The organism is Candidatus Thermoplasmatota archaeon (assembly GCA_018814355.1).
Lineage (GTDB): Archaea > Thermoplasmatota > Thermoplasmata > UBA10834 > UBA10834 > COMBO-56-21.
This window is the reverse complement of the sequence record JAHIZT010000031.1, coordinates 1-13,685: the sequence shown is the minus strand read 5'-3', so window position 1 is coordinate 13,685 and position 13,685 is coordinate 1. Positions and strand designations below refer to the sequence as shown.

The following is a 13,685-nucleotide window of genomic DNA, read 5'->3' as shown; positions in this document are numbered from 1 at the left end:
TTCCGAGAGCTCTCTGCGCGAGATGCGCAAGCAGGAGCTCGAAGCCATTTGCGAGTCCCTCGGTCTAAGCCCGCGCGGCACACGGGCAGACCTCATTCTGAGGATACTGAAGGTCAAAGGGAAGAAACCCAAGAAGTGACCACCCAGCGCTCACGCTGACGGCCATTCTTCTATCACAAGCAGACGCGCAGTAACGGATCAGCCGATATTCATGACGACTACGTCACGGACAGCCTTCATCTCGCTGAAGGGCAGCACGAGCCTTCCCTGGCCGTCCGTCTTGAACAGCCTCGGCTCGACCTCCTCGGCTGGAATCACGAGGACGTTCTGAAGCGCTCCGGTCTTCGTGTCCATTATGAAGTTCTCTATCATTCCAAGGATCTGGCCGTCGTTCGTCATCACGGTCTTGCCCTTCAGTTCTGTGATGAATTTTCGCATTAGCATCCCATTCCAGCTATCTGTAGTAGCCCAACAACGAATCATCTTTGCTCTTCTTAGAGATTGCGGTCTTCATCTGCCTGAACATCGATTCGTAGTACTTCTCGGTCTCGGAATCGGTCGACTGCTTGACTGATGCCAGTGCCTCCTCGAAATGCTCTGTGGTGACCTTAGTAGCGGCCCTGTTCTTCCTCAGGGCCGCCAGCGCGGCCTCCCGACACAGGTTCTCTATGTCCGCACCGACATAGCCGTCCAGCCGTTTCCCGAGGACCGCCAGGTCCACATTCTCCAGCGGCATTTCCTTGGTGTGTACCTGCAGGATCTTGAGCCTCGTTTGCTCGTCGGGAACCGGGATGAGCAGCAGCTTGTCGAATCTGCCAGGCCGCAGCTGTGCGGGGTCGATAATATCGGGCCTGTTCGTGGCAGCTATGACAAACACATTCTCCATGTCCTCCAACCCGTCCATTGAGGTTAGCAGTTGATTGACCACTCTCTCTGTGGCGCCGGAGTCGAAGTGGCTTCCCCTCTTCGGCGCGATTGAGTCGATCTCGTCAAGGAACACTATGGAAGGAGAGACTTGTTTTGCCTTCTTGAATATCATCCGGATGGCCTTCTCGCTCTCCCCCACCCACTTTGACATGATCTCTGGACCCTTGATTGAGATGAAGTTCGCCTTCGACTCGGTGGCGACGGCCCTGGCGAGCAGCGTCTTGCCGGTCCCAGGTGCCCCAAAGAGAAGAACGCCCTTCGGCGGCCGTATACCCATCCTGGTGAACGATTCCGGGTCCTCCATTGGCAGCTCAAGGGCCTCGTGCAGCTGTCTCTTGACCCCCTCAAGTCCTCCGACATCGGCCCATGTCACCCTGGGCACCTCGATGAAGACCTCCCTCATGGCGCTAGGCTCGATCTCCTTGAGGGCATCGTTGAAGTCCTGAGCGGTCACCTTCATTTTCTCAAGTATCTCGACAGGGATGGCTTTCTCGAGGTCGATCTCGGGGAGGTACCTTCTGAGCGTTTTCATGGCCGCCTCCCTCGCGAGGGCTGCCAAGTCCGCACCGACGAATCCGTGGGTGATCTTCCCAATGTGATCCATCTGGACTCCTTCGTCTAGCGGCATGCCTCTCGTGTGGATTTGAAGGATCTCAGCGCGTCCGGCCGCGGTCGGGACTCCGATCTCAATCTCCCTGTCAAATCTTCCCGGCCTTCTGAGTGCTGGGTCGATGGCGCCTTCCCTGTTCGTAGCCGCAATGACAATGACATTGCCCCTTTCGGTGAGACCATCCATGAGTGTGAGGAGCTGAGCGACCACGCGTCTCTCGACCTCTCCCTGGACTTCATCCCTTTTGGGTGCGATTGAATCGAATTCGTCGATGAATATCACGGACGGGGAGTTCTTCTCGGCCTCCGTGAACATGTCCCTTAGACGTTCTTCACTCTGACCGTAGAACTTGGACATGATCTCCGGTCCCTGGATTGCATAGAAGTTTGCACCTGCCTCGTTGGCTACGGCCCGCGCGATGAGAGTCTTGCCTGTGCCTGGCGGACCGTAGAGCAGGACTCCTTTGGGAGGGTCGATGCCAAGCCTCGAGAAAATCTCCGGGTGCTTCAAAGGCAGCTCTATCATCTCCCGGATCCTCTGTAGCTCATCCTCGAGCCCTCCTATGTCCTCATAGGTGACGGAGGGCCGATCGATTTTGGTGACCTCGACCGGCTCCGTCTTCACGGATAGCTCTGTGCCTTCGTTGACCTGGACTATTCCGCTCGGAGTCGTGGAGACTACCACGAACGGCAGGAATCCACCCATAAGGGCGATGTTGGGGATGATGATCTCGTCCCCCTTGACCAGCGCGCGGTTCAGGAGGCCCTTCTTGAATAGCCCCTCGACCCCTTGCCCGAACCTGACCCTTTTGCCCTGGGGTATCTTGGGCGCAACGATGATCTTCTGGGCGTTCTGGACCTCGGCCTTGTTGATCACGACTTTCTCTCCGATCGATACGCCCGCATTGCCCCTGATCATACCGTCGATCCGGATCACGCCTAGCCCTTCGTCCTCATTAGCTGCCCGGAAGACTTTCGCGGCGGTCTTCTTCTTCCCCACTATCTCGATGATCTCTCCGACATCCACATTGAGCTTCTTCCGAGTGACAGAATCGATCCGAGCCCTTCCCAGGCCGACCTCGGATTGATGGTGCGCACGAGCGACTTTGAGAGTCAACCCTTCTGGCGGCTTCTTCTGCGTCATTCCAGTCTTAATCCGTTGATTCATCCAAAAAGGTTTGCACTGTCCTAGGGCAACAGTTTTCTTCGGACTCCGAACCGCTTCTCGCACGGCGTTCCCGTCGATTCCTACCTATTCTGATGGTCCAATTCTCGATGCTCGGATTGACATGTTCCCTGGGGCGCCCTATTCGAGAAAACGCTCATATCTAGTCACCCCGCCCCGAGCAATACCAGTTACCCCGAAAGACTTAAGGCGGGTCTATTCATACAAAACGTTCGCGAGGCTTATAGGATGTACGAGGTACGATTCCATGGCCGCGGCGGTCAAGGCGCAGTCATGGCGGCGCAAGCACTCGCGAGTGCGGCCTTCCAAGAGGGCGGCTACGCCACTGCCTTCCCATTTTTCGGAGCTGAGAGGCGTGGCGCACCTGTGCTGGCGTTCACGAGGATTGACAAGAAGAGGATCTACAGGAAGACCCAGGTCTACGAGCCTGATTTCGTCGTAATTCTCGACGAGGGCCTTGTCGACACGGTCAACGTGGTCGAGGGGCTGAAGAAGGGCGGCATGGTGATTGTCAACACCGCGAAGAAGCCGGAGGAGGTGGATGTCGGCATAGATGTCAAGCTGGCCACGGTCGATGCAACGACCGTCGCCCTTGAGGTCCTGAAGCAGCCTGCGACCAACTCTGCCATCCTGGGTGCGATCGCGAAGGCAACAGGCCTGGTCAAGATCGAGTCCATCGAGAAAGGCATCATCCAGGTATTCGGGGACAGGTTGGGTCCCAAGATCGGGGACCTGAACGCCAAGGCTGCCAGGGTGGCCTATGATCGGACCGTCCTCGGGGAGTCTCATGGTCACAGGCCGCTCAAGACCGCGAAGAAATGGTTGCCCGATGTGAATGAGCTGCCTATGGGTGTGGCGTCGATTCCGATGAAGACCGAGGCCGGCACGGTTGGCCCGGGCTCGTTCCGAGAGAATAAGACCGGCAACTGGCGAGTTTTCAGGCCTGAGTACGACAAGGAGAAGTGCACGATGTGCAACTTCTGCTGGTTTTACTGCCCAGAGGGCTGCATCGATAGGAATGGCGACAGGATGGATTTTGACATGGGTTACTGCAAGGGCTGCGGGATATGCGCCAACGAGTGCCCCGCTGAGGCCATCAAGATGGTGAGGTGAGATAGATGGTTAAGAAGATCGTCACAGGCAACTACGCGGCGGCATACGGCTCGATGAGGGCCAGGGTGAAGATGGTAGCTGCCTATCCGATCACGCCTCAGACATTCATAGTTGAACACATTTCGGAGTTCGTCAACAACGGCGAGATGGACTGCGAGTACGTCGAAGTGGAGAGCGAGCATTCAGCGATGAGCGCCTGCGTATCTGCGAGCGCGACGGGCGTGCGGACGTTCACCGCGACCTCGTCCCAAGGCCTTGCACTGATGCACGAGCTGCTCCCTATCGCTTCTGGTATGAGGTTGCCCGTCGTGATGGCGGTCGTCAACCGGGCCATAGCCGCCCCAATCAACATCTGGGTGGAGCACAATGACATCATGCCGGAGAGGGACTCCGGCTGGATTCAGGTGTTCTGCGACAACAACCAGGAGGTCCAGGACATGGTCATTCAGGCTTTCAGGATCGCGGAGGACAAGCGGGTCGCGCTGCCTATGACGGTGGGACTGGACGCATTCATCTTATCTCATACGGTTGAGCCAGTCGACCTCATGGATCAGGAGGATGCAGACAAGTTCTTGCCGAAGTACGTTCCTCCGGGACCGATTATCGATCCTGAGGATCCGAATGTAGTGGGCGTTTTCACTCCACCAGAGTACATGATGGAGTGCAGATGGAATCAGGACAAGGCCATGAGAGCGGCTCCGAAGGTCATCGAGGAGGTCAACGCAGCCTTCGCGAAGCAGCTCGGAAGGAACCACGGAGGCATGATCGACCCATACATGGTCGATGACGCGGATGTGGTGCTCATAACTCTGGGTACGGCTAGCTCCACAGCGCACGAGGTCGTCGACGACATGCGCAAAGAGGGCAAGAAGGTCGGCCTGGTCAAGCTCAGGTTCTGGAGGCCTTACCCGACTTCACAGCTGAGGAAGATCGCCGAGAAGGTCAAGGCGGTCGGCGTGTTCGACAGGGCCGTGTCTTACGGAGTTGCCGGGCCGTCGTTCATAGAGTTCAGGAACGCGGCTTACGGACTCAATGTCCCAACGATGAACTTCATTGGCGGTCTTGGAGGCAGGGACGTGTCGCTTGCAGATGTCAGGTTCATGTACGAGCGCCTGCTCGAAGCCGCGAAGACCGGCAAGGTCAGGCGCGAGATAACGTGGATGGGCACCAGGGGGGTCGAGCAATGAAGCTGAAGGAGATGCCTGATGAGGAACTGTTCACCAGAGGGCACACTGCATGCGCTGGCTGCGGCGCTGCCGTCGCCGTCAGGAATCTCATGAAGATCCTGGGCAAGGACACGGTCGCAGTCACCCCCGCTTGTTGCCTGCTGGTCTTCAGCGCGACATATCCGCTGAGCGCATTGAAGATACCGTACCATCATGTGGCCTTCGAGAACACGGCCGCGTGTGCGACCGGCATGAAGCGCGCCCTGAAGGCTAGGGGCAATGACCACACGACGGTGATGGGCATCGCGGGCGATGGCGGCACGGCGGACATCGGCTTCCAGGCGCTCTCCGGCGCCGCAGAGAGGAACGAGGACATCCTCTATGTCATGTACGACAACGAGGCCTACATGAACACCGGCATACAGAGGTCCGGGTCAACGCCGTTCGGTGCATGGACGACGACCACGCCTGTGGGCAAGGTCAAGGCTGGGAAGTCCAACTTCAAGAAGGACATGCCACAGATAATGATGGCCCACAACGTGCCTTATGTTGCGACAGCATCCATCGGCCACATCCAGGACTTCATCACCAAGTTCGAGAAGGCCAAGAAGATCAAAGGCTTCAGGTACATCCAGGTCTTCACGCCCTGCCCGACCGGGTGGAGGCACGATACTTCGAAGACAATCGAGATCTGCAAACTCGCGGTCGATACCGGCATGTGGACCCTGTACGAATCCGAGAACGGCAAGGTCACCATCAACAGAAAGCCCAAGATGACCCCTGTCCAGGAATATCTGAAGTTGCAGGGCAGGTTCAGGCACATGACCGAGGCCGACATTAAGAAGCTCCAGGACTGGGTCACCAAGAAGTGGCAGGCGGACGAGAAGTACGCTCAGTCCCGGGCCTGAGATACCTGCTCAATCCCTTTTCGCTGGGCCTTGATCTCCGCCATGCACAGGTCGGCGTACTTGCACCAGTCGAAGCAGCTCGGAAGCCTCTCCCTGGTCGCCAAGCCCCCGCAGAAGTAGCATCTCATGCTCTGCTCGTTGGTGAATATCTCCACCTCTTTGCCGCAATGAGGGCAGATGATGGGCTCCGGGATCGGCTCTGCGAATATCCTGGCCCCTGGGCAGTGAGAGAACATGGTTCTACACGACAATTCTAGCGCGGGTTCAGTATAGGAGCGTTGCCCCTTACTTGTCGGGTTCTCGTTCTTTGCCTCAGAGGGCCTTCTTCATCTCAATCTGCTTCATCGTGACCTTGAAGTCGAACATATCCAGCAGGCGCAGCGTGGGCATGTCATCGTTGATGTTGTAGAAGGCAATCTTGAACGAACCCATGTCATGGAGCCTCGTGAGAGCGAACTTGGCCAGCGTTGTCCCGATGCCCTGTCCTCGCTTCTCCGGTACCACGCCCAAGAAGGGTATGAACCCGGTCGTCTCGACCGTCCGTACTAGGACGAAACCTCCGTCTACCTTGTACATCTCTCCTCCGTGAGCGGATTCGACCAATGCAGCAGGCTTCCTCCTCTGCCAGCAGGTGTCCTTGTACGCTCTGTCGTGAAGCGCCAGTATCTCCGGAAGAGTTGCTGCCTTGGGCGCCTGTCCAAACCCCTCGAACCGAGTCGGTTTCCCCTCAGCCGTAAGGTATTTCCTCGTCTCTACAAACCCCAGCCTCTCGTACAGCCTCTGTGCCTTGAAGTTGCCCTCTATTACCTCAAGGGATATCTCGTGCGCGCCTTTTCTGCGGAACTCGCTCTCCGCCGCCAGCATTAGCTTGGTGCCTATCCCTCTTCCGCGATAGTCCCGCAGCACCCCTATGCCGCCTATCCATCCCTCTTTTCGGTCGACGACAGGGTTGACGTAGCCGACTATAGTGTCTCCATCCATGGCCAAGAGGACCTCCGCTGGGGAGCCGCCTACGGATCTCTGGAAGTCCAGGAAGAACTGCCTTGAGGACTTGATCTGGATGATGTAGTCCTGGAATATCCTGTTCTGGGCGTCGATGAGCGCGTCCAGCTGTCCCTGAGCGAGGTGTTCTATCCTGATGTCATCGATGCCCTCGCCCATCCTAGGACCTTCTAGATCGTCTCGGGCTTCATGTGCGGGAATAGCAGGACCTCTTTGATGGATTGCGAGTTCGTGAGTATCATCGCGAACCGATCGATGCCTATCCCGAGGCCTCCGGTGGGCGGAAGGCCGCACTCGAGCGCCTGGACATAGTCCATGTCGATGGGATGGGCCTCGTCGTCCCCTTCTTGCTTGAGCCTGTCCTGCTCCCTGAACCTCTGCTCCTGCTCCTCAGGGTCGTTAAGCTCGGAATAGGCGTTCGCGAACTCCCAGCCGTTGATGAAGAGCTCGAACCGTTCCACAAGGTCGGGGTTTCCCCTCTTCCTCTTGGCGAGTGGGGAGATCTCGATCGGGTGGTCGATGACGAAGGTCGGGTTGATCAGGAATGGTTGGACTTTCTGGTCGAATATCTCGAACATTATCAGCCCGAGCTGGTTGCACTCATCGACGTCCCTGACGCTGAGCTTGGCCGCCGCGTCCCTGGCATCCTTGACCGTCTTCAGCTTCTCGATGTCCAGGCCAAGGTACTTCTGGATCGCGTCGTGCATCGTGATTCTGGCCCACGGCTTCGAGAGGTCCAGGACCTTGTCTCCGTACGGCACCTTGTCAGTCCCCAGCATGTGCATCGCGGTGTCGTATAGCAAGGACTCAGTGAGGTCCATGATGTCGTTGTAGTCCGCATACGCCTCGTACAGCTCCATCGAGGTGTACTCTGGGTAGTGCTGCGCGTCTATGTCCTCGTTCCTGAAGTTGTGCCCTATCTCGTACACCTTCTCCAGGTCCCCAACGATGCACCTCTTCAGGTACAGCTCGGTCGCTATCCTGAGGTATAGGTCCATGTCCAGGTAGTTGTGGTGCGTCTTGAACGGCCTCGCTAGCGCGCCGCCGTAGAGCGGCTGAAGGATGGGAGTCTCTACCTCTATGAAGCCCCGTTCGTTGAGCCAGTCGCGCATGAACGCGACCATCCTGCTCCTCTTGATGAAGTTCTGGCGGACGTCCTGGTTCATGATGAGGTCTAGGTACCTGCGCCTGTACCTGTTCTGGACATCTTGGAGTCCGTGGAAAGTGTCTGGGAAAGGCTCGAGTGCCTTCGACAGGATCTCGAAATCGGTTATCGCAACGGTGGTCTCGCCCATCTTCGTCCTGAACGCGTGGCCCTTGATCCCTACGATGTCCCCCCTGTCGAGCGACTTGAAGAGGTCGAACCTCTCCTTGCCAAGCTCGTCCAGCTTGAAGTAGACCTGTACCCTGCCGTCCCGGTCCTGCAGGTCCGCGAAGCCTGCCTTGCCGTGCAGTCTCAGACCCATGATCCTCCCCGCGGTGGAGATCTCCACTGGGCTCCGCTCTGCGCCAACGCCTGCGAACTCCTTCTTGATTTTCGTCGTGTCGTGGGTCCTCACGAATTTGTACTTCTGGTACGGGTCCAGGCCTCTTTCCTTGAGATCCTTCAGTTTGTTCTTCCTGACGGCTCTCAAGTCGCTCTCGTCCTCTGCCATCACACATCCCTCGTCGGGGGCGTCTCAGTCTGCATTCCGGCCTGTCTACTTAAAAGTAGTCCGGTCATGCGTTTCCTCTCCATGTTCCGTTCTGTTTCATTCACACTGCTCACCTCGTCTGTCGGTCGAAGCCTGCAAGAAAACGCGGGCTTCGCTAACTCTTAGACTTGGAGCCTACCGCCTCTCTGATCGCCTGCAGCAGCTCCTCTATCCTGAAGGGTTTGAGCAAGAATCCTTTGGCTCCCGCCGCCCGTGCCTCCTTCTCGATGTGGAGGTCCGCGCTGCCGAAGAATATGGTGGCCTGGGGGTCCATCTTCAGGATCTCCTGCGTCGCTCTGACGCCGTCCTTGACGGGCATCCTCTGGTCCATGATTATTATCACGGGCTTCTCCGTCATGTCCTTGTACTTCCGGACGGCCTCTTCACCGTCGGAGGCCACGCCGATGACTGTGTGCCCGTTCGCCTCCAGGATGTCTCTGTATAGGTCAACGATGAACTTCTCATCGTCGACTAGGAAAACCGTAGCTATTGTATGACCTCCTAAGTCGGCGACCGCTTGGATGCCAACCGTTTTGGCCCAGAGAAGGTTCGGTGTCCGTCCGAGCCAGACTGGGCTATTCCAATTATCTTGTACGTTATATAATGGTTTTCCTGATGTTGGCTTTGCACATAAATAGGCCAGTTTATGTGCAGACGAGCATTCTGCACATAAATCCATTCGCCAACATTGACTGAGGTTGGCAGGCTCTCCGGGGCTGGAATTGTACAGTTGGATAGAAATACCTCTCATTAGCTACCTTCGTTCTCGTGGAGGGTCTCATCGGATGACCAATGAGAGGATACTCGAATTCTCTTGCCCGATTAGAATCAAGCTTATCCTGCCGAATGATTGCGTGCTCGACGAGAAAGCTCTCAAGGAGCGAATCGATCAATTCGGTCCTCAGCTCTTCATGGGGCTTTGCGACGCTTGTCCTCACTACCAGGAGAGAGGCAAAGAGTCACCACGCGATTAGATTCCTCTTCTTGCCTCGCTTTGATCTCATTCTCAACCGCGCGGCGCACAAAATCGGGCACAGAGATTACACCCCATTCTGGATGGGACTTGATCAGGCTCTCGACCCTCCTCCAGAGTGCCTTGTCAAACTTCATCGTGATCCTGTCATCTTTGGGGGGCATTATCTGCTACGCGTAATCATCCTCTGGGCTAGTTATCCCTTCCGATTTCCAGAATCCCCCCAGAATCAACGAAGTCAGTAGCCTAGCTTAATGTATCCCTGTACGCATACAGTAGTACAAGGGCTCTCGTCACAGGGCATGGGGCATCTGTTTGTCCGAAGACAAGGAACCACCGCGAAAGGAATGTCCTCTTTGCGGTCACGTCGTCTCGACCGAAGAATGCGTCTGCCCTGGCTGCGGCAACGTTTTCATGAAGGACAAGGACGAGTGGTCGTGGAGATTCGCAGACCCTGACCGGAGTACTGCAGGAAAGCAGGCCAAGAACCACCAGGCATCACCCACCCAAGGCCCAGGTGACGAACAGCCCTCACCCCCCGTCGAGCCAATAGTCTCTGCCATTTCGCAAGTGGGCGAGAAGCTAGCTGAGATCCTTAACGCCTACGAGCATGATCGGACCAGACAGAAAGACGGGTTCATGAAGGATGTCATCCTTTCCCATCCGTCCGAGGAATTTGACTGCTTCGAAATGATCGACTTCTCTCGCTCTGGAATATTATCCACGAACCAGCCCAAGCAATTCGTTCTCACACTGAAGGACGGGAGTATCGTCGGTCGGGGTCTGTACGGAAAGGGTCCAGGAGAGGACGACCTAGAGGGCCCCGAGCACGACATCTGGCGTGTCTGGAGGGTCGTGTGGGTGGGGGAGCATTTGAGATGTCTGCAGTGTGGTTGCGAGTGGAGGCCGAAGTGGGGAATTTCAGAGCAGTGCCCCGATTGTCTCGGGACCCTATCCGCGCCTCTTAAGAGGCAAGAGCCACGAGAGAATCCATGACGATTGTGAGCGAGCATGGTGCACTCCCCTATATCCTCTTCAAAAAGAACTCAACGATAAAATCCAAGACTGCCGGGATTTGGAGGGCTATGTACCAGTACTACAGAGATTACAGAGAGGAATTCCTCGCGCACTATCACCTTAGGTCCAATGCCGAGTCAGTATTCAGCATGATGAAGCGGAAGCAAGGCGTGCATCTCCGATCAAAGAATGACATCGCCCAAATCAATGAGGTACTCTGCAAGGCGTTGGTGCACAATGTCTGCGTACTTATCCAAGAGATGTTCGAGTCGGGGATCAAGGTCGATTTCGAGGCTCTGGCGGAGGACGAATTAATGTGCAAAACACTCCCATGAGTAATTTCTGTGCAAAGCCCCTGATGTTGGAATCGCTGGAAACCGGCATCTGGCGGAAGAATCAGTCCTCGTAAATGTTTAAATATGGAGCCCTTCAATAGGTCCCTGCGGGACATATGGCGAAAGACAAGAAAGGAGAAGGCTTCCATTCTGCGGCCGGTCTAATAAGATACTTCGACTCGGAAGACGACAAGGCACTCAAGGTCAACCCGTGGGTGGTCGTTGGCCTCTGCATATCCGTGTCAGTTCTAGTCGTAGCTCTGGGCGTGTTTTTCCCGACCTAGGCGGTTTCGACCGCCTTCGGCATGATTACCTTGAAGACAGTTCCCTGTGAGCGGTCGCCTTTGACCCTGTCCTCGGCCCAAATCCTTCCCTTGTACGAGTCAACAAGTGTTTTGGCGATATAGAGGCCGATGCCGCTGCCCAGAGAGAGGGATGTCCCGCCCTGAGTGAACCTGTCGAAGATCATCGGTTTTATCTCGTCATCGATTCCCGGCCCGTGATCCGCCACAGAGACCAGCCAGCAATCCCTCAAGTCCTCATTTACTGGCTGTATGTCGACTTCGACTGTCACATTCTCGTTCTGGTCGAACTTGATCGCGTTCGTGAACAGGTTCAGGAAGATGTCATTAGCGAACTCGTTCATCAAACACATCTTGCGGACACCGTCATCCGTGAGAACCAGCTTCACCGTCTTGCCCGGCAAGTAGGATTCCGCTCCAGCATACGCTTCCTTGACGGTCTCTACGAGGTCGATCGGTTTCAGGTTCTTGTCTCCGTACGATTCGACCTTCGCGTAGAGCTTCACGTTCGTCACGAGCTTGTTCAGGTTCCAGATCTGGTCAAGGGCTTTGCCTAGGCTCTTCCTCGAAGGCTCTGGAACGCCCCGTCTGGCCATCGCAAGCTCGACGAAGCCGCTCACCGCTTGTACGTAGTTGTTGACATCGTGGCCTATCAGGTCTATCAGGAGCTCGATCTTCTTCCTGTCCTTATGCAGCTCATCGTACAGCTCCGCGTTCTGGATCGCTATCGCAGCCAGGTCGGAGAACACCTCGATGGCCCTTAGCGTGTCATCCCCTGGGACCTTGTGGTCGTCCGGCTCGTCGATCTCGAGGTAGCCCAAGAGATCGCCAGTCTTTGTGTACATCAGGAAATCTATGTAATCGAGCTCGTGCCACTCGTCGGGGAAGCGCCTGGGAACATCGATTCTCTCCGGGTGGGAGACGAATAGCATATCGTTCTCATCCTCAAGTTCGGTGGTCTCTCCGGGAACATAGTAGGTGTTCCTACCGACTTTGAACTCCGGTTTGAGATCTCTCATCATCCGGGTCATCGTGTATTTCACTTTCCGGATGTCAGCCTCTCGTTCCGGCCCGAAACCGTGACAGGCCCTGACAACGAATAGGCCAGTGTCCTTCTCGCGCATTCCGATCGTCGCTGTCCGCAACCCGAAGGTCTCGGACACCGTCCTTACGATCTTCTGCAGGAGCTGATCGACACTCTCGACGTATAGGAAGTTCGATGTGACTTCAAGTATGCTCGCGATGGCGACATTTCTCAAATCGTCGTAGCGTTTCTCTTCCTTTTCTTGGTCCATCGTTTTCCCACGATTTAGGTCAAACCGCCATTATCCTCTGAATTCGACCCTAGTTCCAGAGACGATTCTCGCTTATCAACGTATTGTGTTCGTTATCCGAATCGATAATGCCCTCGTGATGTACATGGATGCTCTTTGAGTGCCCTGCCATGACCGGAACTCATATATATCATCCAATTCTTGAGTTGCTTGCTCGAGGCGCAAGGACATGGCAAAGCTTACGGTCGTGTATGATTGCCTTCACGGGTAGATTCACCCGGCCTAGAAAGTGCGCTAGAGAGCAGTTTCTGAAATACCCTGGAACAGGCGACGCCATGTCGGATGGACGCCTTACCCGGGTCGGATTGATGGAGGTGTCTTTGTGACGACGGTGAGGATAGCCATCCCGAACAAGGGAAGGCTGAACCAGAGTGCGATCAGGCTGATGAACAAGATAGGGTTTCCGATCCCTGACTCGAGCAACCGGACGCTCTTGGCGGAGTTCGGCATGGGCAGGTATCAGATACTCCTTGCCCGGGCGCATGATATCCCCGAGTTCGTGGAGATGGGCGTTGCCGACCTCGGGATCACTGGCCTCGACCTCGTGATGGAGGCAGGAAGGAATGTTGAGAACCTCATGCCCCTTGACTTTGGCAAGTGCCGCTTGGTCGTAGCGGTTCCCGATGATTCGGCGATCGAGAAGATTGAACAGGTGGTGAGCGGCTGCACCGTCGCCACCTGCTTCCCCAATCTCACGAGGGCGTTCTTCGCCAAGATGGGCAAGGATGTCAACGTGGCGGAGGTGTCAGGGGCCGCTGAGGTCGCTCCTCAGGTGGGGCTCGCTGACGTCATAACCGACCTGGTGGAGACCGGCTCCACTCTGAAGTTGAACCACCTGAAAGAGATCGGGGTCGTGCTCGAATCGAAGGCAGTACTGATCGCCAACGCCAAATCGATGGCCGAGAAGCAAGCAAGGATCGAGGAGGTGACCAGCGCGGTCGAGAGCGTCATGAACGCCTCCAGGAAGAGATATCTCATGGCGAACGTCCCAAAGGCGAGCATGCCCAGCCTGAAGACCCTTCTGCCGGGGATCTCAGGTCCCACTATCATGAACATCATGGGCCGTGAGGACATGGTGGCTATCCACGCTGTCGCCAACGAGGACGAGGTCAACGGTGT

General features: G+C 56.2%; 15 protein-coding genes. 8 read left to right on the top strand and 7 right to left on the bottom strand.

What is annotated here, in order from left to right:
* The first annotated feature begins 13 nt into the window (after positions 1-13).
* Positions 14-139, top strand: coding sequence for an SAP domain-containing protein (locus tag KJ653_01480; protein ID MBU0684508.1), 126 nt, complete (start codon positions 14-16; stop codon positions 137-139).
* Between the two features lie 59 nt (positions 140-198).
* Here KJ653_01480 and KJ653_01475 read toward each other — a convergent pair whose 3' ends face one another.
* Both KJ653_01475 and KJ653_01470 read right to left on the bottom strand, forming a co-directional pair.
* The gene (locus tag KJ653_01475) at positions 199-438 is read right to left on the bottom strand and encodes a PRC-barrel domain-containing protein (protein ID MBU0684507.1); all 240 of its coding nucleotides are present in this window, start codon (positions 436-438) and stop codon (positions 199-201) included.
* Between the two features lie 16 nt (positions 439-454).
* Entirely contained in the window at positions 455-2,680 is a 2,226-nt protein-coding gene (locus tag KJ653_01470; protein ID MBU0684506.1) for a CDC48 family AAA ATPase, read from the bottom strand.
* Between the two features lie 270 nt (positions 2,681-2,950).
* On the opposite strand from KJ653_01470, the gene KJ653_01465 reads away from it, so the two are divergent.
* The 3 genes from KJ653_01465 to KJ653_01455 are packed head-to-tail and all read left to right on the top strand — an operon-like array spanning position 2,951 to position 5,909.
* Positions 2,951-3,835, top strand: coding sequence for a pyruvate ferredoxin oxidoreductase subunit gamma (locus KJ653_01465; GenBank protein MBU0684505.1), 885 nt, complete (start codon positions 2,951-2,953; stop codon positions 3,833-3,835).
* 5 nt (positions 3,836-3,840) lie between these two features.
* The gene (gene porA / locus KJ653_01460) at positions 3,841-5,022 is read left to right on the top strand and encodes a pyruvate ferredoxin oxidoreductase (GenBank protein MBU0684504.1); all 1,182 of its coding nucleotides are present in this window, start codon (positions 3,841-3,843) and stop codon (positions 5,020-5,022) included.
* The gene (locus tag KJ653_01455; protein MBU0684503.1) at positions 5,019-5,909 is read left to right on the top strand and encodes a pyruvate synthase subunit beta; all 891 of its coding nucleotides are present in this window, start codon (positions 5,019-5,021) and stop codon (positions 5,907-5,909) included. The genes porA and KJ653_01455 overlap by 4 nt, the downstream gene beginning before the upstream one ends.
* On the opposite strand, the gene KJ653_01450 is transcribed toward KJ653_01455, so the two are convergent.
* From KJ653_01450 to KJ653_01435, 4 genes are all read right to left on the bottom strand, one after another.
* A complete protein-coding gene (locus KJ653_01450) occupies positions 5,894-6,160 on the bottom strand; it encodes a hypothetical protein (protein ID MBU0684502.1) in 267 nt (88 codons plus the stop codon). The two genes, KJ653_01455 and KJ653_01450, sit on opposite strands and share 16 nt — an antisense overlap.
* Before the next feature lie 61 nt (positions 6,161-6,221).
* Complete coding sequence (locus KJ653_01445) at positions 6,222-7,070, bottom strand: GNAT family N-acetyltransferase (protein ID MBU0684501.1); 849 nt, start codon at positions 7,068-7,070, stop codon at positions 6,222-6,224.
* A gap of 11 nt (positions 7,071-7,081) precedes the next feature.
* Positions 7,082-8,566 carry a lysine--tRNA ligase gene (lysS, locus tag KJ653_01440; protein ID MBU0684500.1) on the bottom strand — a complete coding sequence of 495 codons (1,485 nt, stop codon included), beginning with the start codon at positions 8,564-8,566 and terminating at the stop codon, positions 7,082-7,084.
* A gap of 154 nt (positions 8,567-8,720) precedes the next feature.
* The gene (locus tag KJ653_01435) at positions 8,721-9,284 is read right to left on the bottom strand and encodes a response regulator (GenBank protein MBU0684499.1); all 564 of its coding nucleotides are present in this window, start codon (positions 9,282-9,284) and stop codon (positions 8,721-8,723) included.
* Between the two features lie 609 nt (positions 9,285-9,893).
* Between KJ653_01435 and KJ653_01430 the strand changes: the two genes are divergently transcribed.
* The 3 genes from KJ653_01430 (at position 9,894) to KJ653_01420 (ending at position 11,214) form a co-directional block, all read left to right on the top strand.
* Entirely contained in the window at positions 9,894-10,574 is a 681-nt protein-coding gene (locus KJ653_01430) for a hypothetical protein (protein ID MBU0684498.1), read from the top strand.
* Positions 10,575-10,663: 89 nt separating this feature from the next.
* Positions 10,664-10,930, top strand: coding sequence for a hypothetical protein (locus tag KJ653_01425; protein ID MBU0684497.1), 267 nt, complete (start codon positions 10,664-10,666; stop codon positions 10,928-10,930).
* Positions 10,931-11,046: 116 nt separating this feature from the next.
* Positions 11,047-11,214 (top strand): preprotein translocase subunit Sec61beta, encoded by a 168-nt coding sequence (locus tag KJ653_01420; GenBank protein MBU0684496.1) that lies wholly within the window; start codon positions 11,047-11,049, stop codon positions 11,212-11,214.
* On the opposite strand, the gene KJ653_01415 is transcribed toward KJ653_01420, so the two are convergent.
* Complete coding sequence (locus KJ653_01415) at positions 11,211-12,527, bottom strand: hypothetical protein (GenBank protein MBU0684495.1); 1,317 nt, start codon at positions 12,525-12,527, stop codon at positions 11,211-11,213. The two genes, KJ653_01420 and KJ653_01415, sit on opposite strands and share 4 nt — an antisense overlap.
* A 361-nt stretch (positions 12,528-12,888) precedes the next feature.
* On the opposite strand from KJ653_01415, the gene KJ653_01410 reads away from it, so the two are divergent.
* Positions 12,889-13,685, top strand: a 797-nt coding sequence (locus KJ653_01410; GenBank protein MBU0684494.1) for an ATP phosphoribosyltransferase, incomplete at its 3' end; no start/stop codon positions are given.